The following is a 24,513-nucleotide window of genomic DNA, read 5'->3' as shown; positions in this document are numbered from 1 at the left end:
ACCACAACAGTCACGGAGGAACAACGACCCAGTCCTGCTCGAATCACGCATTCCTCAGCAGAGTCCTGAAGGCGGGGATTCCCTCCGAAGAAGAGGGATGGATGAGGTTCGGCAAGGGCAGCGTCGCCATCGGCGAACGCCACTACGGCGAGCGGTTCCTCCACGAGTACGAGGAGATGCGCGCGTTTCGGGACCTGCGGCCGGCGATCTTCTCCGCTGTCCAGCCCCTCTTTGGTCACGAGAGCGCGGCGCGACGCAGCCTCGTCGCCGCCATCCCTCCTCGCAGAACACCCGCTCCTCACCGAGCACCGGGACAAGCTGGTCGACCACGTCCGCCGTCTGCTGGCCACCAGCACTGACTGCCACAACCGAGACCGCATCTTGGACGCGCTGAAGGCATGGGATCACGACACCAGCGATCTGGAGAACGCAACCGACGTCGCAGCCCGCGAACGTTACGCCCGACTCATGGCCGAACGCGCTTCCTGGGGAGGGCGAACGGGCAGGTGGATACAACGAAGACCCACACCTCCGCCGCGAACGCGTCCAACTCACCACGTACCACAGCAATCTCGTCCGCAGTCACACACTCTCAACGCCAACCGAACCCCAAAGACACTCACCACCACAGCCGACCTGACCAAGCACTACTAGGCATGACAGCCGGGCTACTCCTTCGCTGAGTCGTCCCACCCGGTGGGGCCAGGGGGCCGCTCGTCGGCGCGCCGTGGCACACTCCTCCCCTGATCGCGGGGTGCATGACCCGTGCGACCTGGGAGGGGACACCTATGAGCAGGACGAAGAGGGCCGCCGCCGTGGCCGCAGCGGTCGTCGCACTCGGAGCCACAAGCTGCGGCACGAGCAACACCGGTGCTGGAACCGGCACCGGGGCGACCGCCGCGCCGATGTCGGCGTCACCACGGCCTACGGGCACCGGGCCGCTCACGAAGGACGTCGTGCGCACCGACCTCGACACCGCAGCCGCCGACGCGGGCCTTCCGGCAAACGCACCGGAATTCGCTGACGTGAACGCCGACGCTCCGGCCGGATCGGCGCGGGCGTGCGGCATCGCTTTCAAGGGCTTCGGCACCAAGGCCACTCCGGCCGACACGGCCCGCTTCGACAAGGTGGTGGACGAGCTGCGCGAACGCGACTGGCAGCAGCCCGGGGACCGCAAAGAGTACAAGGGCACGGACGGGGCGGTGTACGAAGCCCACGTCGTCCTGAAGCAGCGCGGCTGGACGATGGGGGCGGAATACCGGAACGCTGGGGAGGACGGCGTCATCACCCTCATGGCCTTCGACGACACATGCATGAAGAAGAACGGCACCGGCACGAGCCCGAGCGGCTGACGGCCACCCTCGTGCAGGAGGGAACCGGCAGACGCCTGTGTTCGCCAGGGCCCGGGCGGGCGTAAGTCACGGCAGCATGCCGGGGTGCCCGGGCTGCGGCGCCGCGTGGTGGCCGTGGTCGTGGCGCCTGGGCGTGGACGGTGCAGGGTTGGGCGGTGTGTGAGTGGCGGTGTCCGCGTTGGTGGCCATGATCCGCTGCACCCGCCGACGGATCGCTCCCTCGTTCGCCGGCCAGGCGCGCGGTGACGTCACCGAAGTCGACCTCCGCCTCATGGCCGGGCAGGTGGGTCTGTGGGACGAACGCCTCCAGTGGCGCCTTGCCTGACTCGAACAAGATCTCGGGTCTCCTGCCAGTGACGTAGTAGCGCACTACCCCGTAGGAGACATCCGCCCCGTGCTCCTCGACCAGCCGGTGGAAGATCCGGGTCACCGCGTGCCGCTGCTTGCGTGGCGCGTCCAGATCCGCCCGCAGAATCTCCTCGATCACCGGTTTGCACGGATCCAACCTGGTGGCCCGGGGCGGCAACTTCGTGCGCGGCTCCGGCCAGGACAGCTGGCAGCCCGCCGTTGCACTTTGGTTGGTGCAATGGCGGGCTGCGTCAGCAGGGGGGTTACTACAGCTCCCGCTCGATCTGGTTCTCGCTGACCTTGTCTTCGCGCATGGTCACCTCGTTTTGGACGGCGTAGCGAGTCTGTGCCCCGCTGCCCTCGGCACTCCGGATCTCGCCGCGTTGAAGCTCGTCCTGCTGGTCGCGGTACTCCACGTACTGTCCCTTGCGGTAGGGCATGGGAATCTCCAAGTCTCGTGTGGGTCGGTGGGGGCTGGCCCTGCCCGTTCGGCGGGGCCGCTCCTGGCGCCGGCGACTATCGCCAGGCGCACTGACAGCCCACCCCCAACTCCGCTCTGCTGCAATCATTACGGGCCGAATGGGTGACGCCTCGCTCGCCGCTGTCGACGTCCTCTGGAGCTTCCTCTGCGACGGACGGTGCTACGAGCCTGCCGCCCACCGTTCTCGCGGCTTGGCATCCGGTCAGGACAGGCCCGGTGGTCGGCACCTCCCAGCTCGGCGGATATGTCCGTTCTTCTCAGGGGGATCTGGGAGGTCACCTCCTTTGTTTGCCTGGTGGACGAGTTCGCGTGGGAGCCTGGGAGGCAGGCCAGTGCCTGGGCGACGGTGATGAGGACAGTGGCAATCGCCGTCCGGGGGACGGCGTTTGCGGCGTGCTCACGTGGTGGTGCGGAGCGCCTCGGGATGGTGGCGGATGGCGCAGTACCGGGGCATGCGACCGCGACCTGGACCGTGAAGTGGACCGCGCCGACTCTCAGTGACGGTGGAGAGTCTACCGAGACCCGGCAGACCGCTTACGGCGCGTGGGTCGGTGAGGTCCGGTCCTCAACTGACCTGCTGCCAGGTCAGATTACTGCGCTGGTACCGGCCTCGTTTTCAGCGCGGCTACCGGCGCAGTCCCGGAGAAGAGTCATGTTTCCTTATCCGTCGTCTCGTTTTCGGGACCGGTCGTTGGTCACGTTCCTGGTTGCTCCTGGGTAAGCCTGCCGCCAGCCCTATGGGCAAGCCTTCACCAGCCGCGGGCAAGCCTGCGAGGACCGGCTTGCCCGGCGCTTGTAAAGAGAGTGTGGTGGCGTCGGTTCCGGCCCCTGACGTCACTGCCCACGGCGGTAGCGTCCGACCATGGCGATTGCCCCGGAACCGGAACGGCCAGCCGCGCCTGAGAAGCCTCTGCCGCATCCCGAGATCACCTCTATAGGGTGCGCTCAGTGCGGGACACAGATCGCGGGTCTCGATGGCCGGTATGCGTGCGCGGGTTGCGGCTGGGTCAACGACTGGTCCGAGGGCCACAGTCCGCTCCCCGAGAGTGGGCGCCCGACCTGAACCTTCCTCCAGCACCGGAGCTCTGCCGGTCCGGAGCCGAGATGGGAAACGTGGCTGCCAGCTGCCCGTGAGGCGGGAGACCGTACTTCAAAGTGGTTGCCAGATTCGGGACAGCGTCGATGTGGTGAGCACTTGGTCGGGATGCCCTTGTCCGGCGAGGCGGCCGTCCTGGAGCAGGAGGCAGGCGTCCGCCGCACGTGCGACCTCCAGGTCGTGCGTGGCCTGGACGACCGTCACACCGTCGGCGACGAGTGCCGTCAGCAGTGCCCCGATCCGTTCCCGCGCCTCCGGGTCCAGACCCGTGGTCGGTTCGTCGAGAAGCAGCAGGTCCGACTCCTGCGCCAACCCCTGTGCGATGAGGGCGCGTTGACGCTGTCCGCCCGACAGTACCCCCAGTTGGCGTGGGGCGAGGTCGCCGATGCCGAGCCGTTCGAGCGCGGAATCCACGGTTGAGTGGTCCCGGCGGGTTAGCCGACGCCATGGTCCGCGCTCGCCCCAGCGTCCCATCTCCACGGTCTGCCGAACGGTGAGCGGCAGGGTGTCGCCGACGGCTCCGTGCTGCGGTACGAACGCGGGTGGCCGTTCTCCGGCGTGCTGAACGTCGCCGGATGTCGGATGGATCACATGGGCGAGAACGGCGAGCAGGGTCGACTTGCCGCTGCCGTTCGGTCCGACGAGTGCTGTCGTGGTCAACCTCGCTATTTCTGCGGTGAGTTGCCGGAGAACGGGGCGTCCTGGGTAGCCGGCACACAAGTCGGTGAAGCGGATGTGAGGAGTCCGGTCCTGGGGGGAAGTGGGCGAGGGGAGTGATTTGTTGAACATGGTTTTCATTGTAGTGTCCTCGCCATGGATTGGTTGACGGCCCCGTTCGAAGTGACCTTTGTGCAGCGAGCCCTATGGGGCGGAGTCCTGGTGTCCGCGATCTGTGCGCTGGCGGGCACCTGGGTGGTTCTGCGGGGGATGGCCTTCCTTGGTGACGCCATGTCCCACGGTCTGCTGCCGGGGGTCGCGCTGGCCGCGCTGTTCGGCGGAAACCTGCTGGTGGGCGCGGTGGCCAGCGCCACCCTCATGACGGCTGGCGTCACCGTACTCGGACGTACACCGAGGCTGTCCCAGGACACCGGCATCGGACTGCTCTTCGTTGGCATGCTCTCGCTCGGCGTGATCATCGTCTCGCGTTCGCAGTCCTTTGCGGTGGACCTGACGGGCTTCCTGTTCGGTGACGTCCTCGCCGTCCAGCAGCAGGACCTCTTTCTGCTCGCGGGAGCGTTGTCCGCGGCGCTGATGGTGTCGGTCCTCGGTCACCGCGCCTTCCTGGCCCTGGCGTTCGACTCACGCAAGGCCCAGACCCTGGGGCTGCGTCCGCGCCTGGCCAACGCCGTGCTGCTCGGCCTGCTCGGTCTGGCGATCGTCGCCTCGTTCCACATCGTGGGAACGCTGCTGGTCCTCGGCCTGCTCATCGCTCCGCCGGCGGCAGCCCTGCCGTGGGCGCGCAGCGTCCGTGGGGTCATGGCGCTTGCCGCACTTCTCGGCGTCGCCGCCACGTTCGGCGGCCTGCTGCTGTCCTGGCACCTGGGCACCGCCGCCGGCGCGACCGTCTCGGCCCTCGCGGTGAGCCTGTTCTTCCTCTCCCACGTGGTGTCGGGCCTGCGTCACCGTCGTCCGCGCCTTGCCCCCGCCCCCGCCCTTGAAGCCAACTGAAAGAAGCCTGAGGCGATCGCTATGACCGTCCGCAGAAACGTCGCTCCGTGGGCTTCGGCCACACTGGTGCTCACCGCGCTGCTCGCCACGAGCTGCGCGGGGGAGAAGGACAACGACTCACGACCCGCGGCGAGTTTCTCGTCCGCCACTCCGCACGGGTATGTCGAGGGGGCGGAGGAGTCCGCCGAGCAGCAGTCCCGTCTGCTCCTCAACGACCCCCACCGCGGAGACAGCAGGGTTCTCGACCTCATCACCGGCAAGGTGCACATGACGGCCCGGGTGGAAGGTGCCGTCCGGCTGGGCACGGACGGAAGATTCGGCTACCTCCACGCCTCCGGCGGCACGCAGGTGCTCGACAGTGGCGCCTGGACGGTGGACCACGGGGACCACATCCACTACTACAGCTCGGCGATACGTGACGTCGGCAAGCTTGCCGTGGGCCGCCAGGCGCAGGTGCGCAGCGACGTCGTCGTGACCGCGGTGACCGACGAGGTCGGGCGGACTGTTCTGTACGACCGGAGCAAGCTGGAGAAGGGCGAGATCGCGTCGTCCCGGACACTGGAGGGCACCTACACCGGCGCCGTCTTGCCGTACGAGGAACATCTGCTGGCCTTCGCCGACGAGGCGAGCACCACGAAGCTCGTCGTGTTCGACCGGAAGGGCAAGCGCGCCGCATCCCCGGACGTGGAGTGCGAGGAACCGCGAGGAGACGCCGTCACCCGGCGTGGCGTGGTCCTCGGCTGCGCCGACGGCGCCCTGCTCGTCCGTATGGAGGACGGCGCGTTCACCGCCCAGGAGATCCCCTACGGCGAAGAAGTCCCGGCGAAGGAACGGGCCACCTCCTTCCGCCAGCGACCCGGCAGCGACACCCTCACCGCACCGGCCGGAGACGACGCCGTATGGGTCCTGGACGTCAGCGCACGGACCTGGACCCGGGTGGACACCGGGCCCGTAGTCGCCGCCAACACCGCCGGAGAGGGCTCCCCGCTGCTCGTCCTGGAGACCGACGGCTCACTTCACGGATACGACATCGCCACCGGAAAGCAGATCGCCCGGACCAAGGCGCTCCTCACCGGAGAAGAGCGGGCCGACACCGATGACAGCGCTCCCGTGATCGAGGTCGACCGCAGCCGCGCCTACGTCAACGACCCCGAGGGCAAGAAGGTGTTCGAGATCGACTACAACGACGACCTGCGCATCGCGCGCTCCTTCGATCTGGACATCGAGCCGGTCCTCATGGCGGAGACCGGCCGATGAGCCGGAGTGCGGCGAAGCAGCTCGTGCGGGTGAGAGTGGCACGGCTGCGCAGTCTGATCGTGGGCCTGCTCGCCCTCGTCACGGTCGCTGCTGCCTCCGCCTGCACCACCGGTGAGGACCAGCCCAGCATCGTCGTCACGACCAACATCCTCGGCGACATCACCAGGGAGATCGTCGGTGATGCAGCCGACGTCACCGTCCTGATGAAGCCCAACGCCGATCCGCACTCCTTCGGCCTGTCGGCGGCGCAGGCCGCCGAGCTGGAGCGCGCCGACCTGGTGGTCTACAACGGCCTGGGGCTGGAGGAGAACGTCCTGCGGCACGTGGACGCTGCCCGCGACTCCGGCGTCGCCACCTTCGCAGTCGGCGACGCGGTCGACCCGCTCACCTTCCGGACGGCCGACGGCGTCGGCCCCGAGGAAGAGGAGGGACAACCCGACCCGCACTTCTGGACCGATCCCGACCGGGTGCGCAAGGCCACCGGCCTGATAGCCGACCAGGTGATCAAGCACGTCGACGGCGTGGACGACAGCGCGATACGCGCACATGCCGACCGCTACGACGAGGCACTCACGGACCTCACCGCCTGGATGGAGAAGTCCTTCGACCACATTCCCGAGGACAAGCGCGCCCTGGTGACCAACCACCACGTCTTCGGCTACCTCGCCGACCGCTTCGGCTTCGAGGTGATCGGCGCGGTGATCCCTAGCGGCACCACGCTGGCCTCACCCAGCTCCTCCGACCTGCGCTCGCTCACCGAGGCGATGGAGGAGGCCGGCGTACGCACCGTGTTCGCCGACTCCTCCCAGCCCACCCGGCTCGCCGAGGTCCTGCGCACGGAACTGGGTGGCCAGGTCCAGGTCGTGGAGCTCTACTCGGAGTCGCTGACCGCCAAGGGCGAGGGCGTCGACACCTACCTGCGGATGATGCGCGCCAACACCACCGCCATGACCGACGGCCTGACCGCCGGAACAAGCGGCGACTGACCCCCCTCAACCCCCAGACGGACACCGGGCGACCGGACCGGAACCGTCATGCACCACATGCCGCACGCGACACACCACTTGCCGCCGCCGAGCGGCGCGGAAAGGAACACACCGATGAACAAGTCGATACGCACCAGAGCCCTCCCCGGGACGGCACTCGCCCTGGCGGTGTCCACGGTCCTGACTGCCTGCGGAGGGGATGAAGCCTCCTCCGACGCCAAGGCTGAGGGCACCGCGAACGCCACGCCCGCCGTCGTGGTCAAGGACCCGCTGGTCGCCACCTTTGACGGTGGCCTGTACATCCTGGACGGCGAGAACCTCAAGCTGACCAAGACCATCGAGATGTCCGGTTTCAACCGGGTCAACCCCGCCGGTGACGAGAACCACGTCATCGTCTCCACCGACACGGGCTTCCGCGTGCTGGATGCCACCGGGCAGGCCCTCACCGGCATGGAGTACAAGGGCTCCAAGCCCGGCCACGTTGTACGTCACGCGGGGAAGACGGTGCTCTTCACCGACGGCACCGGAGAGGTCAACGTCTTCGACCCCGCCGATTTGAGCGGCGGCAAGAAGCCGGAAGGACGCACCTACACCTCTGCCCAGGCACACCATGGTGTCGCCATCGAACTGGCCAACGGCGAACTTCTCAGCACCCTGGGCACCGAGGAGAAGCGGACCGGCGTGCTGGTGCTGGACGAAAACAACAAGGAGATCACCCGCAACGTGAAGTGCCCCGGCGTGCACGGTGAGGCGGCCGCCCAGGACGAGGCCATCGCCGTCGGCTGCGAGGACGGCATCCTGATCTACAAGGACGGGAAGTTCACCAAGGTCGACGCCCCCGACAGCTATGGCCGCATTGGCAACCAGGCTGGCAGCGACGCCTCCCCGGTCCTCCTGGGCGACTACAAGACCGACCGAGAGGCCGAGCTGGAGCGGCCGACCCGCATCTCCCTCATCGACACGGAGAAGAAGAAGCTGCGCTTGGTCGACCTGGGCACCAGCTACTCCTTCCGCTCGCTGGCCCGCGGCCCGGAGGGCGAAGCTCTTGTCCTCGGCACCGACGGCGCCATCCACGTCATTGATCAGACCAGCGGCGAAGTCGAGAAGAAGATCTCCGTCGTGGGCAAGTGGCAGGAGCCGCTGGACTGGCAGCAGGCCCGGCCCACCCTGTTCGTCCGCGACGACACCGCGTACGTCTCCGACCCCAGCAAGAAGGCTTTGCACGCCATCGACCTGGCGACTGGCAAGAAGATCACCTCCGTCACCCTGCCGGAGAGCACCAACGAGCTGTCGGGCATCGTCGCAGGACACTGACTGCGCACACTTCCCCCGCGGCCTCACGGCCGCGAGGGAAGTGCGTACGCCACGTACCGCATTCGCGGCCGAACCGAACTCAGGGGCCGACCGCGACCAGGGACGTGGCGCTCGGGTGCCGGACCAGCTTCACCAGCAGCCCGTGGCGCGGTGCCAGACAGGGTGTTCAGCCGCAGTCGTTTCGGTTGATCTTCAGGGAGCGGGTCTGGTCGTTGAGGTTGTAGCCGCGCAGGTCGTGGATGGAGCCGCCGCTTTGGGTGACGCAGACCCAGCGGCCGCTGTAGTTCCATTTCTCGTAGACGCGGGCGGTGCGGTCGGAGTTGTTGCGGATTGAGCTGCCGCGGTCACGGATCGCGGACGGCAGGTCCTTCACGCCGCCGTCCACGGCACGCCGTACCCATGGCTGCCCACCGAAGTTGATCTCCGGGTAGATACACACGTAGCCGGACGGGCAGTCGATACCGGCCCGTACCGTGCCGGTGCTGCCGGAGGCGGAGGTGGGAACGGCCGGCGAGGAAAGGGCCAGGGCGACAACCGCGCGCCTCACCATCGAGAACGCGACCCTGAGATCCGCCCTGCACAACCGAAGCGGCGTCGTCACCCTCGCTGACCGACGCACATCCCTCCCGGCAGAAACCACCCACGAGGACCCATGAACCTGAGTTCTGCCAGCGCAACAGCTCGGAGAGAACTGCAGACGCCAGCAGCCTGGCTCATGTGATCCTCCGCTGGTGAACGGCTCCGCCGTGGCATGCATACCGATTGGCGAAGGTGCACCGTTTCGGGTGCGGTGACGTGGTGGGGGGCAACTCGTCGTCAGTGCGCCCAAGGCAGACGAACCGCCTCGATTTCGGAGTCGTTCAGCAACGCGTTGATGAGGGCTGGAGGTCCGGCGACCTTGGTGGCCCACAGGTCGTAGTCGGTGCACAGGACCCAGGAGCGGTCATCAGCCCAGAGGTTGGACGGGCTGAAATCTGCCTCGGAGTGGTCGTAGATGATTTCGGCGTCGCCGAGTCGACCCGCACGCACGTGGAGGTTGTCGAAGTCGATGGCGCCGAGCATCAGCGGGTTGTAGTAGGCCAGGCAGCGAGTGTCTGGGCCTGCGGGACTATGCTGGGTGAGGATGGCGATCAGCCGGTTCCAGGTCTCACGGTCCAGGCTCCCCTCGGTCGGCGGGACCATGCTCAGCGGCCAGCTGCCTTCCTTCTTGGCCGAGGGAAAGCAACGGTAGGAAGGCATCAGCCCGTCGGGCACGACCGGGTCACCGGTCCGCTTGGCAAGCTCGGCCCAGCGTAGCCGTCGCCAGCCGGGGCCCGGGTGCCGGGCGCGTCCCAGCCCTCCTCCCGTGGCGACGCCCACGGCGTCGAGGTCGAGGCCCGCGACGATGTGGGGCAGGGCGCTTCCGTCGGCAAGACGAGCCTGGTGGTACTCGTGATACGACACATCTACCGGCCCCTGCTCTTGCTCGTGCATGGCGTTGAGCACCCACACCGCGTCGGGCATCGCCGGAGGCATGAACCCTGTGATGCCGTCGCCGCACAGCTCCAGCAGCCAGTCGGTGGCCCCGGACGGCACAAGCGGCCATAGGCTTGACATCAGGTTCAACTCCTCGGACATGTGCTCATGGTCCCAGGTGCGAGCCCGCTCTCCCTCGATGGGCCGACATTGTGCCGCCCGAACCTCGCTGCCCGCCCCCTCTGTGCACCCGGTCGGGGTGGCAAGGCATACCTCAAGGCCGAGGTCGACGAGGGCTACCGGGGCCTGGCCAACGAGTTCCCCAGCCAGGTGACCGCCCCGCCGAGGAAACCCAAGACGGACGCCCTGCTCGGCGATCAGTACAGCTGGCGCGAGATCCGTCGCCGCCAGCCCTCCCGCCGGATCTGCGTCGAGCACACCAACGCCGAGTACAAGCAGTGGCGGCCCCTTCAGATACACCGGCCGCCGGGAGACCTACACCGAAACCCACCTGGCAGTCGCCGGGCTGGTCTCCGACCGATCCGCCCTCCGGGCCACCCGCCGCAAGACCAGTACCGAACTGGTGCTCGTCCAACAGAACGCATGCTGACCATCCATCAGCCAAAAGCCCAGGCCAGCACGCCTTGACATCAATCGCTCCCCAACTCGTTGGTTGCCGAGCGCGCTTCCGTCACCTACGCCATGGTCCGCGCCCACATCGCTACCTTGCGCGGCGCTCCGGCCGCCGTGCTGCCCCGGCCGCCGACGGTGCGGCAGGTGACCGGCTGGCTTACTCGTCACCCCACCGTCCTGACCGAGGAGGACCGCGCCGGCCTGAAGAACGTCCTGGCCCGCTGTCCCGAACTGGACACGGCCGCCGGGCATGTCCGCGACTTCGGCGAGATACTCAGCGGGCGCCGCACGTCGAGCCGTGTCCCGGCTGAACGAACTCGGCTATCGGGTCACCCTCGATCCGATGGAGGCCGCTGGATGACCGAGCGCGACCGAGGCCCGGCGGAGATGACTCCGACCGGGCCGACACCGCTGCCCGAGACAGCACCCACCCACAGTTATTTATGCGTCAGAGTCAAGTTAGGAGCAGGATCGCATCACACCCTTCATTTGTGGGCACCCAGGCCACGCGTAGCTCACCATCAGCAAGCGGCCGGCCGAAGTCGTACGCGACCTGGGTGGACCGTTCGCGCGACGAGGTCGACCTTGCCGCCCACCGGCAGGGGGCCGGAGCGGCCCGCCGTGCCGCCTTGGTCGCGTCGGAGCGATCGATCCGTGGCTTTCATCCGTTCACGAGCGGTCCACGGGGCTACACTCGCCGCAACAGCGGTATTGACCTGCGGTGAAGCGCACCAGGCCCATCACGTCATGACAACGCGGTCACTGCCATCGACTTTCCGGCGGCCTCCGCCCGCACGCACGCGAAGACCTGCCGCCAGTGGTCTGACCGGTCACGGGGTCTTCAGGCACGTCCTCAAGGGTGGGCCCATCAGCATCTGTGCTGCTCGGACGCGCTTCTGCGCCTATGTGTCTCGCCTGGGCTGCGTACATGCCGGGCTCGCCATGTGGCCTTGTGCTGCTCGACGGGCTTCAGCTCTCGAACACCGGAGCGTCCAGTCAGGGGTGGCATGTGACGTGCAGTCGGGCCCAGGAGTTGTTGGCGTATCCCTTGGGGTTCCAGACAGTTGCCGGTGATTCAGGCTGTACGGCTGCGGTGTCGTCCCAGGCGCGGGCGATGAGCTCCGTCGCGCCTGCCGGCAGGATGAGCGTGGCGTGCCAGTGCTGCCATGTCCATGGATTTTCCGGTTTGTCCAGATGGGCGTGGATCCAGGTGCTTCCGCAGTCGTGGGATACGTCCACGCGTGCCACGGTTCGGTCATCCCCAGCGAACGCGAAGCCGGTGACCTCGGTCGGCCCGGACGGCAGGTGGGCGCCTTTGTCGGGCTGCAGGATGGCGCAGTGGATGGCGATCGGGCCAAGGGTGATGCCGTCGCGCGGTTCGACCTTGTGAGGGTCGGCTTCGGGAGGCAGGACGCTGTACTCGGTTTGGAAGTAGTTGTCGGTCGGTTCGGCCTGCGCGGTGATGCGCTGGAGCCATTTGACGCTGCGGGCGCCGATCCAGCCCGGTACGACTACGCGCAGCGGGGCGCCGTGCGCGGTGGGCAGGGTCTGACCGTTCATTGCCCAGGCCAGGAGCACCTCGCCGGAGGTGGCTTTCGCCGCCGGGATGGAGGCACCGAAGGGCTGTGGTGGGTCGGCGTCCTGTGACATGTCTGAGCCGGTAAAGGCGATGTGGGATGCTTCCGGCTGCAGTCCGGCCTCGGCCAGCACATCCGCCAGACGCACCCCGCCCCAGGATGCGGTGGAGGTGGCTCCGGGGCCCCATGGGACCTGGCCCGGTATGTCGCGGAACTCTATGAGGTCGGCGCGGCGGTTGCCTGCGCACTGCAGCGTTGCCACCAGCTCCCGCTCGGGGAAGAGGCGCTGCAGTTCGTCGATCGAGAGCACCAGCGTGCGATCGACCAGACCGTCCACCCGCAGTCGCCAGCTTGCTGTATCCATGCGAGGGAACGGTCCGTGGTTGCGACAGTAGAAGGTGTCCAGGGGGGTGACCTGGTCTACGAGGGTGCCGGGCGGTGGTTCAGCGTTGTACGGCTCACTCTCGTGCACGACCATGTTGTCACGTTTGCCCCATATATCCATATGGTCATTATGCTCAAATCTCCTCAAGCGACACTTGCGATCCCGCTCGGATTCGGCGGCAGCCGCACGGAGCGCATTCCAGCGCCGTGCCGTTGTCCGACAGCTTCCCCCGCTCGGCGCGGTCCAGCAGATCCGCCCATCGGGCCCGCACGTCCGATCCGTGCAGGGCACAGCTCTCGGTCCGTCCGCACCACGCCACGAACTCGTCGAAAAAGTCCTGGAGCGTGGCGGCCTGCGTGGAGAGAAACTCCCTTGTGCCCAGGCTGTGGTCCACCACGGCTTCCAGGACCAGGGCACGGACCCGCTTCGGATACTGCTCCGCATACAGTTCGCCGAGCAGCGTGCCCATACGAACTGCCGTGGAAGGTGAGGGACTTCTCGCCGAGAGCTGCCCGGATGGCGTCGAGGTCCTTCACCATGCTGAGGGTGTCGACATGGTCGAGGAGTCCGTTCTCGGTGTTCTTCCTGCAGTCCTCTCGCAGGTCACGGTTGTACTTCGCCGTGGCGTCGGACTCGGCCCGGCTCTTCATGACCGGTGACGGACGCCTGTCCAGGAGCTCTTGCGAGCAACGGATGGGGTTGCTGAGCCCCACACCACGCGGATCGAAACTGACGATGTCGAATCGGCTGCGGAGGTTGTCGCTGAAGCGGCCCATCTTGCCCTTACCCACGATCCGGTCCACGCCCGAATCCCCAGGTCCGCCGGGCCCGAACACCATGGAGCCGACCCGCGTGCCAGGTCCTGTGGCCCTGCGCCGGGCGAGCTGGAGGTCGAACCGCTCCCCGTCCGGCTTGCCCCAGTCCACCGGCACCGAAAGTGCGCCGCACTCCGCCGAGGCATCGACCTCGCACGGCTTCCACTCGATGCGCGAACCCACCTCAGCGGGCCCCGGCACTCGCCCTCCACTCGCCGTTCCGCCTTCCCCTCGACCTGGCGCCCCGCTCGCGGTCTCCACGCCCGTGAAACTGACCGTTACGGACAAGCCGAGCGGACAACGGTCGGCGTTGTTGGCACCCGTCCGTCCTGCCGCGTAAAAAATACGGATCCACTCCGGCTAGTACCTTTGAACCCAAGGTTCGCGCCCCCGCAATGGCCTCGCATGTTCGACTGTGATCCCCGAGTGCCGCAGCGGAGTGTACGCATTTCCCGCGACAGAGCCGGAGGAGTGGACAAGGGCGTCGATCGAACAGATGGCCGGGCCGGAGAGCGGGGAACGTGCTTCGGCGCCCACGTGCCCAGGTGGTAACCCTCGTCCACCGGCGGCAGGCGGGCGATAGAGGCACATCGCCGTCCGCCAGGACTACCTGTCAGGCCTCCATACCGTTCCTGAGCAGTGAGCGGGAGTGAGTCCTGGCTCACCGGCACGCCCCGAACGGTCTTGGGCGCACTGGTCCTCCGCTTTCGCGTCCCGGTCGGCGGCGCATATCCCGTATGCGGTCCGTTCCAGGCGGGCGGAATCCCTACGACCTGGCCATGTGGGCGTGGCCGGAGGCGACGGGGAGGCCCCGAACCATCTCGCTGGTGACACAGGGGCCCCGACCGCTGACACCACACCCGGCGTCCCAGATCGCACCGAGAACGCTACCCACACCCCGCCGGGCATGCCCGCAGCCCGTCGCGCCGTTCACCCCATCGTGCCCATGTTCGCCAAAACGATGTGCCGGCCCAGCAGTTGTGAACCCTCGCCGCGGGCGTCAACCGCGGCCGCGACGCTGTGATCGCCGGTCTGACCACACCCTGGGGGAGCGCAGGCGTGATCGAGGGCAGTGTTCGACCGGCTCACGATGCTGCAAGAGGTGTCCACCGCCGCGCGACCACCCGGGCACGCGCGAAAGATTCCGTCAAGGCCGAAGGATATTAACGGCGCCCCGTGCGGCTGTGGGCCGACTCGAAACCGACCCAGGTCGCCCTGTCGGCCACCGACCTGGAGTCCTTCGGTGTCCTCGGCTTCCAGGAGGAACCGCCCGGCGCGGCCTCGATCCTCGCACTGGTCCGCACCGGTGCGGAGCTGGTGGCCGTGGAGCGGGAGGAAATGTCTCTGAAGGACGAGATCGGCGCGCTGCTGCGGTACACCGACACGGGGTACCGCGGTGGGCGCACGCAGGCCCGCGCACCACGTGGGCCGTGCGCTCGGCCGGGTCACACGCCGTGCTGCAGCATGCGCACTGCTCGGTGGCCGTCGTCCCACGCGGGTGACTCCTGCCGCTTGCCGATGACCGCGGGAACCACCCGTTGGTGTACCGCACCTCGGGTGACGCGAGTAGGCGACCCCGCAGACAGGGAATTGCATTAGGCACGGCCAGGGTGACGCCGGGATGGTCGGTCTGAAGACGGCTGATGCCCGGTCGCTTCCGGGGACGGGGGCCGCGCCGAAGACGGTCACGCTGCACGAACTGGACTTTACCCGGGCCGAAGGGCCGGATGTGCCCGGTGATGCTCGACGTGTGAGCACTGGCCACGGCCACTACGCGATGCCTGTGGGGATGCGTGTGTGTATCAGTCCGCCCGGTCTTTGTGCAGGAACCGGCGCAGCCGCCGCAGTGGCCACGTGTTGATCACATCTTCCGAAGTGAGCCATCCGCGTTGTGCCGTGCCGAGTCCGTAGCGGAGGTACGCGAGGTGTAGGACGGAGTGGGCATCGGTGTCGATGGCGAACTTTGCCCCGTGACTCCTGGCCCGGAGGATGTCCTCGTCGCCCAGGTCGAGGCGTTCGGGCTGGGCGTTGATCTCCAGGGCTGTGCCTGTGCGGGCGCTGGCAGCAAACACCTCGTCGAGGTCGGCGTCGATGCCATGGCGCCTGCCGAGCAGACGGGTGGTCGGGTGGCCAATGACGTTGATGTGCGGGTTCTCGCAGGCACGTACGATCCGCCGGGTCATCGCCTCCCGGCCGAGGTTGAAGTGGGAATGCACCGAGGCCACGCAGATGTCGAAGCCTTGGAGGAACTCGCCGGGCCAGTCCACTTCCCCGTCCGGGCCGATGTTGAGCTCGGTGCCGTGCAGTAGCCGCATCCCGTGCTGTCGGCCGTCCAGTGACCGCACGAGCTCGCGCTGGGCGAGGACCTTTTCGTCGGTCATGCGCTGCATGTACAGGTCCGGTGCGTGGTCGGTGACCGCGTAGTACGCGTAGCCCCGCTCGGCGGCCGCTGTCACCATCTCTTCCAGCGGGGCGAGGCCGTCGGTGAGGTCGGTGTGCGTGTGCAGGTCGCCTTTGATGTCGCCTTCCGTCAACACCTCGGGCAGCTCGCCGCGCAGGCCGGCTTCGATTTCCCCCCGGTCCTCGCGCAGCGCGGGCGGGATCCAGGGCAGGCCGAGCCTGGCGTACACCTCGCGCTCGGAGCGGGAGGCGACCCGCTTTCCGCCCTCGGTTTCGAATAGTCCGTACTCGGAGAGCTTCAGCCCCAAGTGGACGGCGATCGTGCGGGTGCGGATGTTGTGTGCCTTCGAACCGGTGAAGTACTGCAGGCCGGCGCCCCACGATTCCGGTCGCACCACGCGCAGGTCGACCTGGATGCCCTTGGCGGTACGGATCGAGGTCTTCTTCTGGCCGTGTGCGATGACCTCGGCGGTGGAGGGCAGTTCGGTCAGTGCGTCCATGAAGGGTGCTGACCGTTCGGCGGCGACGAGGATGTCGATGTCGCCGATGGTTTCCTTCACGCGGCGCAGCGATCCGGCGTACGCACAGTTTTCACAGCCGGTGATCCGGGAGAGTTCCGTGACGATGTCCTCGGCGGCCTCCATGGCGGTACTCAGCAGAAACCGCTCTCCGACCTGCTGCATGAGGGCGATACCGTGCAGGATGTTCTCCTCGGTCTTCTCCCCGAAGCCCTTCAGGTCGCGCAGCCTCTTCGCCTTGATGGCGTCGGCCAGCTCGCCGACCGAGGAGATGTGCAGATCCTCGTAGAGTGCCGTCGCCTTCTTGGGGCCGAGGGTGGGAATGGTGATGAGCTGCCGTACCCCTGCGGGAATCCGGGCCCGCCTCTCCTCGACCGCTGTGACCTTGCCGGTGCGGACGTACTCGATGACCTTCTCGGCGATCGACCTGCCCACACCCGGGATCTCCTTCAGACCCTTGATGTCGAGGTGGGAGACATCGGCGGGGTAGCCGCCGATCGCGCGGGCGGCCTTTTCGTAGGCGCGCGCTTTGAACGCGTCGCCTCCGGTGATGGCGATGAGGTCTGCGTACTCCTGAAGGAGTGCCTCGACCTCCTCGTTGGGGCGGACCACGTCTGACAGTGTAGGAACCAACCCGTCGGACATGCCAGTTGAGGGGGCATGTGCCCGGCGGCACTGCGACCGGACGGAGGCGGTCGCACCGCGCCCTGCAGGACCCCTCCAGCGCGCGAAGCTATAGGCCCGAGCGTGTACTGGAAGTCAGGAGGATCTGCGCAGCGACATCTGAGGCGTACGCGTGATCAACGATGACGTGGCGCACACCGCGTATCAGTCCCGATGAGCCCGCCGGATGGAGGCCTGTGACCTGGAGGCCGTCCCCACAAGGTAGCGGTGTCCCTCCGCGCCGATCCGCGGCACTGCCATGGGGATTGGGATCTGTGCGCTCACATCGTCCCGAGGGTATGAGGCGGGCGGTGGTCGGAGCGGGACTGCCATCGTCACGTGACGGTTTGAGCTCCTGGTCCTGGTCGGCCGGTGTCTCCCGTCAGGACCGTGCGTGACCGGACCGCGACCCGGTGTGTTCGCTCCTGCCGGTGGCGGAGAAGGCGTTGATTCTGGAAGTGGGACGCCCACCCGCGATCCACGCCCCTTCGAATTGCGGGAACGGTCTCGCCCGAGGTTCGTCCTTCCGTCAAGGGAGTCGTCCGGTGATCAGATCAGCCCGTCTGTCAGGCCGGCATCTGTCACGCTCGGCCAAACCGGGGCCCCGCGCGAGACTCACAAAGATGAAGGAGGCGACCATGGAGGAGCAGCAGCCGGGGGCGGTCCACGGTGAGCAGGAGGTCTTGGCGCGGACGGTCGCCGTCGTGATGCGCGCCGCTGTGGTCACGATCGATGTCGACGAAACCGTGCTCGTGGCCTGGGAGTTGCTAGAGCGATCCGGCTCCCGTCACCTTCCGGTCGTACATCCGGACGGTCGCTGTGCCGGCCTGCTGGACAGGGCCGATGTGGCGGTTGTCTGTGCGGCACCGGCCGCCTCGCTGTCCGGCCTGCGCGTGCGCGACCTTCTGCCCGCCCGCAGGTCGGCGCTCGTACATGTCGAGCAGACCGTACGCCGCGCAGCCGACCTCATGAGCTATACCGAAGCCGACGCCCTGCCGGTGCTGGACGAAGACGGGCGTCTCGCCGGGGTGCTGGCCGCAGCCGACATCGTCGCGGCCCTCGCGGGTCGTCCGGTGCAGAAGGAGCCCGCCGATATGCGGCCGCGGGCCCCGTCCACGGTGTTGCCTGGGCTCCCGCCTCGGCGGGGCTACCGTGGAACGGCGGTGCCCTGAGCGCCCGCCACTGAGTTGAGGCGCTCTTACCCAGGTGGCACACGGTGAGGCTGTCCTGGTGTCACCTGACGCGCTTCGGGGCGTCGCACAGACAGGACAGGTGCTCGAACCTTCACCATTCTCGCTTCGCTGACCGCGAGCTGCCGCACGATCTCCAACTGGGCCGGGTCACCGGCGACCGGAACAAGGTGGCGGCCGGAGCCGGCTCGTCACGCAGGGTGGCTGAAACGGTCACCGTCGCATAGCGATGGCAGCGTTGAGCGAGGTGTCTTGGTGTTCATTGAGGGCCGACACGGTATGGCCGCATCATCTCGTTGTCCTCGTGTTCGAGCATGTGGCAGTGCCACACATACTGTCCCGCCCGTAGGCGTGCAGGTCGTCGCGGACCTCGTCGGCCTCCCAGCGGCTCCGGGACAGGAGGTGCTGCAGCCCGTCGGGGGTGCCATGACCGGCGTATTCGGCGAGCTGCCACCCGTTCTTGCGGCCCACCGGACCAAGGAGCCCACGGACGTAGTCCCGCATCCGGCGACGAGGCTCCACCCGGGCGAAACGACCCCCGATCCGCAAGAGAAGATCGCCAAGTCCCTCTTCCCACAGATTCGTTGGTGCATCGTTCATGCGGGCGGACTGCCCCGAACATTGCCACTACAAGCACCGCGGCCACACGTTCGTGGGACGGCCCGGCAAAGACCGCCCCACCCCCATTCCAGCCCGCTACACTCCCCACACCCAAGCCGTTGACCAGCGCTAATGAAGAAGTCCGGCTGGAGTATTAGATGTACGAGTGGGCCGTCGTGCCGACAGCGGTCAGCAGTACGAGGGCGCCGTGCCAGCGCTCAGCCTGGGGCGCCCTCCGGACCAGGCGCTCGCCGACAGCATCGTCGAATCTGCCGCTGAACGTGCCCGCCGCCGTCATCCGGACGTCGACGTCTCGGTCGAGGTGATGCCCGAGGACGCGGTGATCGCCTTTTGTACGAGGGGCGCAATGCTCAGGCGCAGATCACGGGGGAGCGAGGCCGTGGCGGGCTCACCGGACTTCTGCTCGGCTCGGTCAGCCTGGCCGTGGCCGCCCGGGCCACTTGTTCCGTCATCGTCGTGCGCGGTGACGGGCCGGTATCGAAGGCATGCACGGGCGGATCCTCGTGTGTGTCGGGGAACCGGGGAGGGGAGGGGCGGCGGTCTGGTTTGCCTTCCACGAGGCTGGGGCAGGGGGCTGCGAGCTGGATGCCGTACATGCCTGACGCTGCCCCTCGCACGACCGCGCCGATCATCAGGGCACTGCCGGTGAGCCGCACCTTTAGCGTAAGGAACGTGCGGCGACCCTGATTGACGAAGCGGTGGCCGAGCCCGCACGCGATTACCCGACGGTCCGGCTGCACTCGACGGCGGTTGAGGGAACGGCCGCAAAGTGCTGGTCCGGCGCTCGGCCGCTGCAGACCTGATCCTTGTCGGCGCGCATCGCCGCCGCAGCCACTTCGGACTCCAACTCGGCCGAGTTGCTCATACCCTGCTCCACCACGCCGAGTGTCCGGTGGCTGTCGTACCTCTGACGGCCCGATCGTGCAAGACCCCTCGCCTCACTTCCTGAGTTGTGACGCGTGGTCGGGGACGTACGTCTGGAGGTTCCTCGGCGGCCGTTGGTACCCGGTGGCCGGAGGCCGCTCAGGCAGTTCGAGCAGTGGCGGAGTGATTGCCTCGTACGGCACGGTCGACAGGAGATGGGCGATCATGTTCAGGCGGGCCCGGCGCTTGTCGTCGCTCTCGACGACGTACCACGGGGCCTCCGAGATATCGGTATGGACGAACATCTCGTCCTTCGCCCGCGAATAGGCCTCCCAGCGGGTGATCGATTCCAGGTCCATTGGCGAGAGTTTCCACTGGCGGGTGGGATCCTGCAGCCGGCGTCGGAACCGCTCCTCCTGCACCGTGTCACTCACCGAGAACCAGTATTTACGCAACAGAATGCCGTCCTCCACTAGCATTCGCTCGAAGATCGGGCACTGGCGAAGGAACCGCTGGTGTTCCTCCATGGTGCAAAAACCCATGACGCGCTCGACGCCCGCGCGGTTGTACCAGCTCCGGTCGAGCAGAACCATTTCCCCTGCGGCTGGTAGATGCTCGGCGTAGCGCTGGAAATACCACTGGCCGCGCTCGCGCTCGGTGGGCCGCGGCAGAGCGACGATACGCGCCAACCGGGGATTGAGGTGTTCGGTGACGCGCTTGATCGTGCTGCCCTTACCCGCCGCGTCACGTCCCTCGAACACCACGACGAGCCGTGCGCCTTCGACCCGCACCCACTCCTGGAGCTTCACGAGCTCGGTCTGGAGCCGGTACAGCTCCCGCTCGTACAGCGAGCGCGGAAGCTTTCCGGGCTCGCCCGAGCCTTTCCTGTCCGACATGGATGACGTTATGGAGGAGACCATGCTCGAAGTCAAGCGTCAGCGCCGAACGGGCTTCGCTGCGCGGACCCGGTACGGCGTGCTCGATGAGGCAGGTCGGCGAGCGGATCGGTTTCACCGGCTCGGCGACCACTCTCGACCACGCGTTCCGTTCAGATATGGATCGTCCTGTTGCCGCCGCTGTGTCGTGCTCTCGCACGTAAGCGCTTCTCTCAAGTGATGACCTCGACCGATTGCCCACACGACGAGGGCATGGATCCTGTCGGTTCTGCGAACCGATTCGACGCGTTTCGGGCCACTGCTCCGACAGGTCCGCGTACGACTCGGGCAGAAGAAGGAGGACAGGTGTCATCGGGCCGTAGGACTGGTGGGTGTGATGCATCCGCCTGTTGAGGGTTGTGGGAGCGTGGTCGGGGGTGCGCCGGGTGAACCGGGGTTTGCAACTGTTGGGCCGGCACATCGTTTGGCGATCATGGGCACGATGGGGTGAACGGCGCGACGGGCTGCGGGCATGCCCGGCGGGGTGTGGGTAGCGTTCTCGGTGCGATCTGGGACGCCGGGTGTGGTGTCAGCGGTCGGGGCCCCCGTGTCACCAGCGAGATGGTTCGGGGCCTCCCCGTCGCCTCCGGCCACACCCATATGGCCAGGTCGTAGGGATTCCGCCCGCCCGGGACGGACCGCATACGGGATATGCGCCGCCGACCGGGACGCGAAAGCGGAGGACCAGTGCGCCCAAGACCGTTCGGGGCGTGCCGGTGAGCCAGGACTCACTCCTGCTCACTGCCCAGGAACGGTGCGGAAGCGCTCTGGTGCAGGAGATGGCGGCGCAAAAGGGAACGTACATGTCGCACGCAGCCAGTTCGTGCCTATGGGCTGCCGGCAGAACTCACGTGCAGCGCGACTTCTTTCGCGATCCGTTCGGTGAGCGGCTCCACGATGGCTGCGACGGGTACTGACAGGCCGGTGCCCAGACTGTTGTTGGCTCCCTCGATGGCGTAGACGACCAGTTGTTTGGGCAGGCGGTCCAGTTCGCGGGCGAGTTCGACGGCGTCGCCGAGTCCGAGCCCGTGGGTACTCGTCGCACTGCCCGTCTGGGACAGCCGCCCACCATCCAGCTTGAGACGATGTAGCCGACCGGGATGCCTGGGGTGTGCGTGTGCGGCGTCCACCACGATGGCGAGGTCGGTCTCCTCCCACAGGGTGATCAGCCGGGCGGGGTCGCCGTCGCACGCCAGAAGGGCAGTCCCGCTCGGCAGTGGCCGTTCCTCGGCCCGTTCTGCCAGCTGGGCCACGACGACCCAGCCCACACCGTCGTCGTGGCGGAACTCGTTCCCGACGCCGATGACGGCGATCCGCGTAGTGACGTTCACGCGATTGCCCCTTCCCGCCGGACAGCCTCGCCAGTTGTACCGGGTCCGCGCAAGGTCCGTACGGGGTGACGGACACAGCCACCTGGACCAGCAGGGGCCGGTCGGCCCATGTCGGGCAGCAGGTCCGTGCGCATACTGGCCGGGAAGGCATCATCGGCGGCGTCGGAAGGTTGGCGGTGGCGGACGACGGCGGCACGGCCGCGGTGATCGGCAAGGACGGCCTGGACGCGCTGATCACGGTCCTGGCCGGGCGTGGCCGTACGGTCGTGGGACCGACCGTACGTGACGGGGCGATCGTCCTGTCCGAGATCTCCGACGGTGCGGAACTCCCCTACGGCTGGGGAGTCGAGTTGGAGGCAGGCGTCTACCGGCTGCGTGCCCGCGAGGACGGCGCCGTGTTCGCGCACAGCGCAGGCCCTCAGTCCTGGAAGACGTTTCTGCACCCCCCGCGGGAGCGGCAGTGGACTGCCGATCGCGGTGCCGACGGCGAGCTGGTAGTGACCGAGGACCGGACATCCTCGTCGTCGTACGCGTTCCTCGGCGTGCGCCCCTGTGACCTGCGGGCCATCGCGATCCAGGACCGGGTGCTGACCGGCGGGAGGTACAGCGACCCGGCGTACCGTGGGCGTCGTGAGCGGGCCTTCTTGGTCGCGGCGGAGTGTACCGAGCCGGGTGCCACCTGCTTCTGCGTGTCCATGGGCACCGGGCCGGCTGTGGGGCCCGGCTACGACCTGGCGCTGACCGAGGTGCTCGATTCCGACGGCCACCGCTTCCTGGTACGGATCGGCAGCGAGGAGGGAGCGTCGGTCCTGGCCGAGCTGCCACACCATCCCGCCGATGCCGCGACTCGGACCGCGGCGAGTGAGCGTGTCGCCGACGCGGCGGATCGCATGGGTCGCAGCATGCCGCTGGTGGACCTGCAGGTGCTGATGCGCGAGACCCTCACGGCCGAGCGATGGGACGACGTCGCGGCCCGCTGCCTGACCTGCGGAAACTGCACCATGGTCTGCCCGACTTGCTTCTGCACCACCACCGAGGACGTCACGGACCTCACCGGTGACCACGCCGAGCGGTGGCGGCGCTGGGAGTCCTGCTTCGACCTGGATTTCACCCACCTGCAGGCGGGTCCGGTCCGCAACTCCTCGCGCAGTCGCTACCGGCAGTGGGCCACCCACAAACTCGGCACCTGGTACGACCAGTTCGACAGCTCCGGATGCGTCGGCTGCGGGCGCTGCATCGTGTGGTGCCCGGTCGGAATCGACATCACCGAGGAGGCCCATGCGCTGAACCTGGAACGGGAGGCCGCCCGGCAGGAGCCGGGGGAGGGCCCGCAATGACCGTTGTTCGCCACGGGTTTCTCGGCGCCCTGTCGCCCGGCCACCGCGAGCGGCTGGTCACGTTCGCCCACGACGTCTGCTTCCCCGGTGGCACCCGCATCTTTGACGAGGACGGTGTCGCCGACCGGTTCTGGATCATCCGTTCCGGGATCGTTGCGCTCGACGTACACGTTCCGGGCCGGCGCGAGGCAGTCCTGGAGACCCTTGGTGAAGGCGATCTGCTGGGCTGGTCGTGGTTGTTCGAGCCGTACCGCTGGCACCTGGGCGCGCAGGCCCGCAGCACGGTTTCGGCGTCGGAGTTCGACGCGGAGCGGGTCCGAGCCGCGTGTGAGAAGGATCCATCGTTCGGCCTGGCGTTGACCAACTGCGTAGCGCAGGTGATCGCACGGCGGCTGAAGTCCACCCGAATCCGCCTGCTCGACCTGTACGGGCCCCTGACGCCGGTGAGTCGTGATGATGGCCGCAACATCGACTGATCGGCCGGGAACTGTCCCTGTTCCGTACCGGGTGGTGGAACGCGAGACGGAGACGCCCGACACCGCCACGATCGTCCTGGAACCGGTCCGCTCGACCCTGCAGCCCTTCGCCCCTGGGCAGTTCGCGATGGTCTACGCCTTCGGCGTCGGCGACATCCCGTTGTCGGTCTCGGGGATCGACGGGCACCGGCTGACGCACACCGTCCGCACGGTCGGAGCGGTCTCCGGCCGCCTGCACGGGCTGCGGCGTGGTGACACCGTCGGAGTGCGCGGTCCGTTCGGCACCGGCTGGGAACTACCTGCCGCAGTGGGGAACGACCTACTCGTCGTGGCTGGAGGTATCGGTCTGGCGCCGCTGCGCCCGCTCGTACGCGACGCGCTGGCCGAACCCGGGTGTTACGGACGGCTGAACATCCTCATCGGAGCGCGCACGCCCCACGAGCTGCTCTACGGCGAGGACGTTCGCGGCTGGCAGTCGGCTGCCCGGGTGTTGACCACCGTGGACCGCGCGGACCCGCTGTGGCAGGGCGAGGTCGACGTCGTCACGGCTATGCTCGACCGGGCTGCCTTCGACCCCGGGGCGTCGTCGGCGTTCATCTGCGGCCCCGAGCCGATGATGCGCGCCACCGCCGGCGAACTGGTGCACCGCGGCGTCGATCCGGAGCTGATCCGGGTCTCGCTGGAACGCAATATGCACTGTGCCACTGGCCACTGCGGGCACTGCCAGCTCGGCCCCCTCCTGCTCTGCCGCGATGGCCCCGTCGTCAGCTGGACCAGGGCACAACCCCTCCTCATGGTCAGGGAGTTGTGA

23 protein-coding genes and 2 pseudogenes are annotated in these 24,513 nt (G+C 67.7%); 12 read left to right on the top strand and 13 right to left on the bottom strand.

Annotated features, from left to right (window positions below):
- Positions 1-788 precede the first annotated feature (788 nt).
- Both ACFU8W_RS32935 and ACFU8W_RS32930 read left to right on the top strand, forming a co-directional pair.
- Positions 789-1,352, top strand: coding sequence for a hypothetical protein (locus ACFU8W_RS32935; protein ID WP_384044968.1), 564 nt, complete (start codon positions 789-791; stop codon positions 1,350-1,352).
- 169 nt (positions 1,353-1,521) lie between these two features.
- Positions 1,522-1,677: a hypothetical protein gene (locus tag ACFU8W_RS32930; RefSeq protein WP_384044963.1), complete on the top strand. Its 156-nt coding sequence runs from the start codon at positions 1,522-1,524 to the stop codon at positions 1,675-1,677.
- A gap of 289 nt (positions 1,678-1,966) precedes the next feature.
- Here the strand turns inward: ACFU8W_RS32930 and ACFU8W_RS32925 are convergent, their stop codons facing one another.
- Together ACFU8W_RS32925 and aztA are read right to left on the bottom strand one after the other, a co-directional pair.
- Positions 1,967-2,140: a hypothetical protein gene (locus ACFU8W_RS32925; protein ID WP_345513374.1), complete on the bottom strand. Its 174-nt coding sequence runs from the start codon at positions 2,138-2,140 to the stop codon at positions 1,967-1,969.
- A gap of 1,191 nt (positions 2,141-3,331) precedes the next feature.
- Positions 3,332-4,075, bottom strand: a complete 744-nt coding sequence (gene aztA / locus ACFU8W_RS32920; protein WP_384044959.1) for a zinc ABC transporter ATP-binding protein AztA — start codon at positions 4,073-4,075, stop codon at positions 3,332-3,334.
- Between the two features lie 15 nt (positions 4,076-4,090).
- Here aztA and aztB point away from each other — a divergent pair, with 15 nt between their 5' ends.
- The 4 genes from aztB to aztD all read left to right on the top strand — a co-directional run bounded on the left by aztB (position 4,091) and on the right by aztD (position 8,502).
- The gene (gene aztB / locus ACFU8W_RS32915) at positions 4,091-4,945 is read left to right on the top strand and encodes a zinc ABC transporter permease AztB (RefSeq protein ID WP_384044956.1); all 855 of its coding nucleotides are present in this window, start codon (positions 4,091-4,093) and stop codon (positions 4,943-4,945) included.
- A gap of 21 nt (positions 4,946-4,966) precedes the next feature.
- A complete protein-coding gene (locus ACFU8W_RS32910) occupies positions 4,967-6,202 on the top strand; it encodes a hypothetical protein (protein ID WP_384044953.1) in 1,236 nt (411 codons plus the stop codon).
- On the top strand, positions 6,199-7,188 hold the full coding sequence (gene aztC / locus ACFU8W_RS32905) for a zinc ABC transporter substrate-binding protein AztC (RefSeq protein ID WP_384044950.1): 990 nt from the start codon (positions 6,199-6,201) through the stop codon (positions 7,186-7,188). The genes ACFU8W_RS32910 and aztC overlap by 4 nt, the downstream gene beginning before the upstream one ends.
- Before the next feature lie 114 nt (positions 7,189-7,302).
- Positions 7,303-8,502 carry a zinc metallochaperone AztD gene (aztD, locus tag ACFU8W_RS32900; protein WP_384044946.1) on the top strand — a complete coding sequence of 400 codons (1,200 nt, stop codon included), beginning with the start codon at positions 7,303-7,305 and terminating at the stop codon, positions 8,500-8,502.
- Positions 8,503-8,668: 166 nt separating this feature from the next.
- On the opposite strand, the gene ACFU8W_RS32895 is transcribed toward aztD, so the two are convergent.
- The 6 genes and pseudogenes from ACFU8W_RS32895 to polX form a co-directional block, all read right to left on the bottom strand.
- Complete coding sequence (locus ACFU8W_RS32895; RefSeq protein ID WP_384044943.1) at positions 8,669-9,052, bottom strand: peptidase inhibitor family I36 protein; 384 nt, start codon at positions 9,050-9,052, stop codon at positions 8,669-8,671.
- 266 nt (positions 9,053-9,318) lie between these two features.
- Positions 9,319-10,098, bottom strand: a complete 780-nt coding sequence (locus ACFU8W_RS32890) for a hypothetical protein (RefSeq protein WP_345513366.1) — start codon at positions 10,096-10,098, stop codon at positions 9,319-9,321.
- Positions 10,099-11,586: 1,488 nt separating this feature from the next.
- The gene (locus ACFU8W_RS32885) at positions 11,587-12,645 is read right to left on the bottom strand and encodes a sulfite oxidase (protein WP_384044994.1); all 1,059 of its coding nucleotides are present in this window, start codon (positions 12,643-12,645) and stop codon (positions 11,587-11,589) included.
- A 40-nt stretch (positions 12,646-12,685) separates the two neighbouring features.
- A complete protein-coding gene (locus ACFU8W_RS32880; protein ID WP_384044940.1) occupies positions 12,686-13,021 on the bottom strand; it encodes an alpha/beta fold hydrolase in 336 nt (111 codons plus the stop codon).
- Between the two features lie 61 nt (positions 13,022-13,082).
- Positions 13,083-13,391, bottom strand: a pseudogene (locus ACFU8W_RS32875) (alpha/beta hydrolase); the annotation flags it as partial.
- 1,778 nt (positions 13,392-15,169) lie between these two features.
- On the bottom strand, positions 15,170-16,897 hold the full coding sequence (gene polX, locus ACFU8W_RS32870; RefSeq protein ID WP_384044937.1) for a DNA polymerase/3'-5' exonuclease PolX: 1,728 nt from the start codon (positions 16,895-16,897) through the stop codon (positions 15,170-15,172).
- Positions 16,898-17,571: 674 nt separating this feature from the next.
- Here polX and ACFU8W_RS32865 point away from each other — a divergent pair.
- Positions 17,572-18,120: an HPP family protein gene (locus ACFU8W_RS32865; protein ID WP_384044934.1), complete on the top strand. Its 549-nt coding sequence runs from the start codon at positions 17,572-17,574 to the stop codon at positions 18,118-18,120.
- A 277-nt stretch (positions 18,121-18,397) separates the two neighbouring features.
- Here the strand turns inward: ACFU8W_RS32865 and ACFU8W_RS32860 are convergent, their stop codons facing one another.
- Together ACFU8W_RS32860 and ACFU8W_RS32855 are read right to left on the bottom strand one after the other, a co-directional pair.
- Positions 18,398-18,454, bottom strand: coding sequence for a hypothetical protein (locus ACFU8W_RS32860; RefSeq protein WP_384044991.1), 57 nt, complete (start codon positions 18,452-18,454; stop codon positions 18,398-18,400).
- A 50-nt stretch (positions 18,455-18,504) separates the two neighbouring features.
- Positions 18,505-18,738: pseudogene (locus ACFU8W_RS32855) on the bottom strand (transposase); the annotation flags it as partial.
- A 351-nt stretch (positions 18,739-19,089) separates the two neighbouring features.
- Here ACFU8W_RS32855 and ACFU8W_RS32850 point away from each other — a divergent pair.
- Entirely contained in the window at positions 19,090-19,446 is a 357-nt protein-coding gene (locus tag ACFU8W_RS32850; RefSeq protein ID WP_384044931.1) for a universal stress protein, read from the top strand.
- A gap of 31 nt (positions 19,447-19,477) precedes the next feature.
- Here ACFU8W_RS32850 and ACFU8W_RS32845 read toward each other — a convergent pair whose 3' ends face one another.
- Positions 19,478-19,624: a hypothetical protein gene (locus tag ACFU8W_RS32845; protein ID WP_384044997.1), complete on the bottom strand. Its 147-nt coding sequence runs from the start codon at positions 19,622-19,624 to the stop codon at positions 19,478-19,480.
- Here ACFU8W_RS32845 and ACFU8W_RS32840 point away from each other — a divergent pair.
- Entirely contained in the window at positions 19,559-19,708 is a 150-nt protein-coding gene (locus ACFU8W_RS32840) for a universal stress protein (RefSeq protein WP_384044988.1), read from the top strand. The two genes, ACFU8W_RS32845 and ACFU8W_RS32840, sit on opposite strands and share 66 nt — an antisense overlap.
- On the opposite strand, the gene ppk2 is transcribed toward ACFU8W_RS32840, so the two are convergent.
- Both ppk2 and ACFU8W_RS32830 read right to left on the bottom strand, forming a co-directional pair.
- Positions 19,698-20,519: a polyphosphate kinase 2 gene (gene ppk2, locus ACFU8W_RS32835; RefSeq protein WP_384044928.1), complete on the bottom strand. Its 822-nt coding sequence runs from the start codon at positions 20,517-20,519 to the stop codon at positions 19,698-19,700. The genes ACFU8W_RS32840 and ppk2 overlap by 11 nt on opposite strands.
- Before the next feature lie 866 nt (positions 20,520-21,385).
- On the bottom strand, positions 21,386-21,889 hold the full coding sequence (locus tag ACFU8W_RS32830; RefSeq protein WP_384044925.1) for a hydrogenase maturation protease: 504 nt from the start codon (positions 21,887-21,889) through the stop codon (positions 21,386-21,388).
- 152 nt (positions 21,890-22,041) lie between these two features.
- On the opposite strand from ACFU8W_RS32830, the gene ACFU8W_RS32825 reads away from it, so the two are divergent.
- The 3 genes from ACFU8W_RS32825 to ACFU8W_RS32815 are packed head-to-tail and all read left to right on the top strand — an operon-like array spanning position 22,042 to position 24,513.
- Entirely contained in the window at positions 22,042-23,226 is a 1,185-nt protein-coding gene (locus ACFU8W_RS32825; protein ID WP_384044985.1) for a 4Fe-4S dicluster domain-containing protein, read from the top strand.
- The gene (locus tag ACFU8W_RS32820) at positions 23,223-23,702 is read left to right on the top strand and encodes a Crp/Fnr family transcriptional regulator (RefSeq protein ID WP_384044922.1); all 480 of its coding nucleotides are present in this window, start codon (positions 23,223-23,225) and stop codon (positions 23,700-23,702) included. Before ACFU8W_RS32825 ends, ACFU8W_RS32820 begins: the two co-directional genes overlap by 4 nt.
- Positions 23,683-24,513 carry an FAD/NAD(P)-binding protein gene (locus tag ACFU8W_RS32815; RefSeq protein ID WP_384044982.1) on the top strand — a complete coding sequence of 277 codons (831 nt, stop codon included), beginning with the start codon at positions 23,683-23,685 and terminating at the stop codon, positions 24,511-24,513. Before ACFU8W_RS32820 ends, ACFU8W_RS32815 begins: the two co-directional genes overlap by 20 nt.

The organism is Streptomyces sp. NPDC057565 (assembly GCF_042801455.1).
Lineage (GTDB): Bacteria > Actinomycetota > Actinomycetes > Streptomycetales > Streptomycetaceae > Streptomyces > Streptomyces yanii.
This window is presented reverse-complemented; position numbering and strand designations above follow the sequence as displayed.